The organism is Burkholderia sp. Bp8986, assembly GCF_003854225.1.
Classification (GTDB): Bacteria; Pseudomonadota; Gammaproteobacteria; order Burkholderiales; family Burkholderiaceae; genus Burkholderia.
In genome coordinates this window covers 1-3,456 of sequence record NZ_QTQM01000106.1, presented here as the reverse complement: position 1 = coordinate 3,456, position 3,456 = coordinate 1, and the positions used below count along the sequence as shown (strand labels likewise).

Genomic DNA, 3,456 nt, shown 5'->3' with positions numbered 1-3,456 from the left:
TTCTTTACAGTGATGTCACCCATACCCGGTTTCTGAATTGCCAGCTGTCCGGCTTTTTTTTCGCCGGGGCGCGCATTGAAGATACATACATGGTGCGATCCAATATCGATCACATCACTCTTCAGGGATCGGGTAATGGCATCATCCACATGGATCTGGCAACCAAGTGTTCGTTCGCGGTGGACCCGTTTGAAAAGGCCGACTCAGCATGGGATGACCCGGTTCGAAGGGAGGCTCTGCTTCAGCAGGCGCGCGGAGATGGCATTAAATCGCTGTGTCCGGTCGTGTTCGGCCGCGGATGACAGAGGAGGCATTCGTGGCCAGGGCCAGGAGTCCGACAACCTTCGCTTTTCTGATGGTCGAACACGTCGCGTCATGGCTTAACAGGCTGCGTGTGCATGTCTCCGCACTTACGTCGACGCGGCCGAGACAGCGATATCACATCATGTCATAGCGGCCGGCATGTCCTGCGGATTCAACCCGTCGATGCAACACACTTGAAGCTGCATAGCAGCAAGGAGTGTTGCAATGAAACAGAGACGGCGGATCTACTATACAGGCAGTCAGAAGGCGTTAATGTGGGAGCGCTGGCGCGAGGGCGAGTCGCTGCAGCAGATCGCCCAGTTGTTTGATCGGAACCATTCCTCGGTACAAGGGATTCTGGCCGAAACGGGCGGCATACAGCCGAAGCAACGGCGCCGTTCAAGGTTGGCACTGACCTTGGCCGAGCGAGAGGAGATTTCGCGTTCAGCGGTTGCCGGCGATTCGATTCGCGCGATTGCGAATCGGCTCGGACGCGCTCCGTCCACCATTAGCCGCGAGTTCAAGCGGAACGGGGGTACGCAGGGATATCGGGCGAACAATGCTGACGAACTTGCTTGGGAGCGAGCCCGTCGTCCCCAAGTCTGCAAGCTTGTCAGGAACCGGGAACTCGCCTAGGTCGTGGCAAGCAAGCTCCGGCTGCAGTGGTCGCCCGAGCAGATCGCCGGTTGGCTTAAGCACGTGTACGCGGTCAACAGGGACTATCAGGTGTCGCACGAAACCATATACCGCAGCCTCTACATACAAGCTCGCGGTGCGCTCAAAAAGGAATTGCTCGAGCATTTGCGGCGCTCGCGAGCCATGCGCCGTTCGCGTCATCACACGATGAAGACCGACGACCACGGCAGAATCTGCGACACCGTCCCAATTAGTGAACGCCCCGCGACCGTTGATGATCGTGCGATACCCGGCCATTGGGAAGGCGACCTGCTGTTCGGCAGCGCGAACAGCCAGATTGCCACGCTCGTCGAGCGTCAGAGCCGCTTCGTGATGCTGGTGAAGGTTGCCAGTAAGGATACGGAAACGGTCATCAACGCACTGATCCGACACGCCGGCAAGCTTCCTCATGAACTATACAAATCACTGACCTGGGACCGAGGCAAAGAGATGGCCGATCACACGCGCTTCACCGTGGCCACCGACATCAAGGTCTATTTTTGTGATCCGCAGAGCCCGTGGCAACGTGGTTCGAACGAGAACACAAATGGGCTCCTCAGGCAGTATTTCCCAAAGGGGATCGACCTGTCGGCCTATTCACAGGCCACGCTCAACGCTGTTGCCAGGCGGCTCAATGAGCGTCCTCGAAAGACGCTAGACTTCGATACACCGGCTGAGCGCTTTCATCAATTCGTTGCATCGACGGGTTGAATCCGCACCCGATACCCGACACAACCCGCTGTCAATCATCACTGGAGTTGCCAATAATGACACGGCTGCACTCCGGACTTAGCCGCACGAATATCCAACAGCAATTCCAGATGCTGATTTCGTGTGTGGCTTCGCCGACGGGAACACTGCGTATCGATGGTATCGAGTATCAGATCCGTAACAGCAGCGACGGGATCTCAATTTCGATTTCGTCGGACGAGCGGCGGAAACGTGTCGGATTCATATCAAGCCTGCTGCCGGTCCAGCGCTCCGAAATCGCATTCATAGAACAGATCCGGCAAGGATTTGAGCAGGCGGTTGAGCCACTCACGCGCGGCGAGCGCATTCCCGTTGACGAACCGTCGCTGCCCGGCCCTCTTTCCTAGGGGGCAAATCTTTCGGGTGCGGCCGTCAAAGATGTTCGGCTCAATGGACTCGATCTTCGTAGCGTGAATCTGAGTGGCGCGCGTTTTGAGGGTTGCATCTTTAATGATGTCAACCTGGACAGGGCGTTGTTGCATAAATTGAGTGTAAAGATGAAGTAACGTAAGCACCCGGGGAAGTCATCTTGATCGGGTTAGGCGCGAAGGCGAGGATCGTGTCCATCTAAATTTTTAATGGACAGATGTACACGATGGAGGAGACCGAGGTGATGCAGGAGGTTGTGCAACCGACGCGACGTCGGCGGCACAGCAAGGAGTTCAAGGCACAGGTGATCCGTGCGGCGATGCAGCCGAACGAGTCGATCGCGGCGATAGCGCTGCACTACCGCCTGAATGCCAACATGCTGCGAAGCTGGGTGGCCGCCCAGGAAGAACGGGATGCGGCCGAAGCTGCCCGCAAGTCGATGAGCGCGCCATCGGCAGAGTTTGTGCCGTTACAGTTGGAGACGTACGGGGCTGCATCTGGGGCGACGGAGATCCAGATCGAGGTACGTCGGGGTGCGGCGACGGTGATCGTGCGTTGGCCGTTATCGGCGGCCAGTGATTGTGCGCTCTGGTTGCAGGGATGGCTGCGGTGATCCGCATCGACGCGATATGGCTGGCGACTGAACCGCTGGATATGCGTGCCGGCACCGATACGATTCTGGCGCGTGTGGTGAAGGTGTTCGGCGCAGCGCGCCCTCACCATGCCTACCTGTTCGCCAACAAGCATTCGACGCGCATGAAGGTACTCGTCTATGACGGCTTCGGAATCTGGCTGGCTGCGCGTCGCCTGAACAAGGGCCGGTTCGTCTGGACGAACGGCCACGAAGCAATCGCCGTCGCGTTGAATCCCGAACAGTTGCGGGCGCTCGTGACGGGGCTGCCGTGGCAGACCCTGACGCACGCTGTTCGCCGGCTCACTGCGCGCGCGGGGCAACGTGCAGCCGCGATCATGAGTCTGATCCGATCGGCGCAGCTTAACGGCCATGATCCGTACGCCTATCTGAAAGACGTGCTCACCCGACTGCCCACGCATCGTGCCGACGACATCGCGTCGCTGCTTCCGCATCGCTGGTCGCTCGCCGCGGCTTGATCAGCGGTACCTCCCGAGCCTCGGTGCCTTTACCGGGTGCTTACACAGTTTCTACGTAGAAACTCGAACAAGCCAGCGGGGCATCCGGCACATCCGTCTGCAACTCAATCGCATACGAAAACCCTTTTAAACAGTGCCCCGATCGCCAAAGCGAGGCGCTTTTCAACAGCTTGCTAGTGTTCCGTCCCAGAAATAACTTTGCATAGCCGAGCCACTTTCTGAAGGATGGAATCGGCGGTTGCCGTCCAG

Annotated in this window: 4 protein-coding genes and 4 pseudogenes; 7 read left to right on the top strand and 1 reads right to left on the bottom strand. The window is 58.2% G+C overall.

From position 1 onward, the window contains the following. From DID99_RS37540 to DID99_RS38250, 7 genes and pseudogenes are all read left to right on the top strand, one after another. Window positions 1-302 (top strand): hypothetical protein (locus DID99_RS37540; RefSeq protein WP_185733879.1); only part of this gene is annotated, 302 nt, incomplete at its 5' end. 226 nt (window positions 303-528) lie between these two features. Beyond that, window positions 529-1,689 (top strand): annotated as a pseudogene (locus DID99_RS36025) (IS30 family transposase). A gap of 56 nt (window positions 1,690-1,745) precedes the next feature. Beyond that, complete coding sequence (locus tag DID99_RS36020) at window positions 1,746-2,075, top strand: hypothetical protein (RefSeq protein ID WP_124668679.1); 330 nt, start codon at window positions 1,746-1,748, stop codon at window positions 2,073-2,075. A 12-nt stretch (window positions 2,076-2,087) separates the two neighbouring features. Beyond that, a pseudogene (locus DID99_RS38595) lies at window positions 2,088-2,234 on the top strand (pentapeptide repeat-containing protein); the annotation flags it as partial. A gap of 89 nt (window positions 2,235-2,323) precedes the next feature. Further along, a complete protein-coding gene (locus tag DID99_RS36010) occupies window positions 2,324-2,710 on the top strand; it encodes a transposase (protein ID WP_260444786.1) in 387 nt (128 codons plus the stop codon). Continuing rightward, a pseudogene (gene tnpB, locus DID99_RS38255) lies at window positions 2,698-3,000 on the top strand (IS66 family insertion sequence element accessory protein TnpB); the annotation flags it as partial. The gene DID99_RS36010 and the pseudogene tnpB, both read left to right, overlap by 13 nt. 19 nt (window positions 3,001-3,019) lie before the next feature. Continuing rightward, window positions 3,020-3,207 (top strand): annotated as a pseudogene (locus DID99_RS38250) (transposase domain-containing protein); the annotation flags it as partial. Between the two features lie 40 nt (window positions 3,208-3,247). On the opposite strand, the gene DID99_RS37650 reads toward DID99_RS38250, so the two are convergent. After that, window positions 3,248-3,456 (bottom strand): hypothetical protein (locus DID99_RS37650; RefSeq protein ID WP_221623078.1); only part of this gene is annotated, 209 nt, incomplete at its 5' end.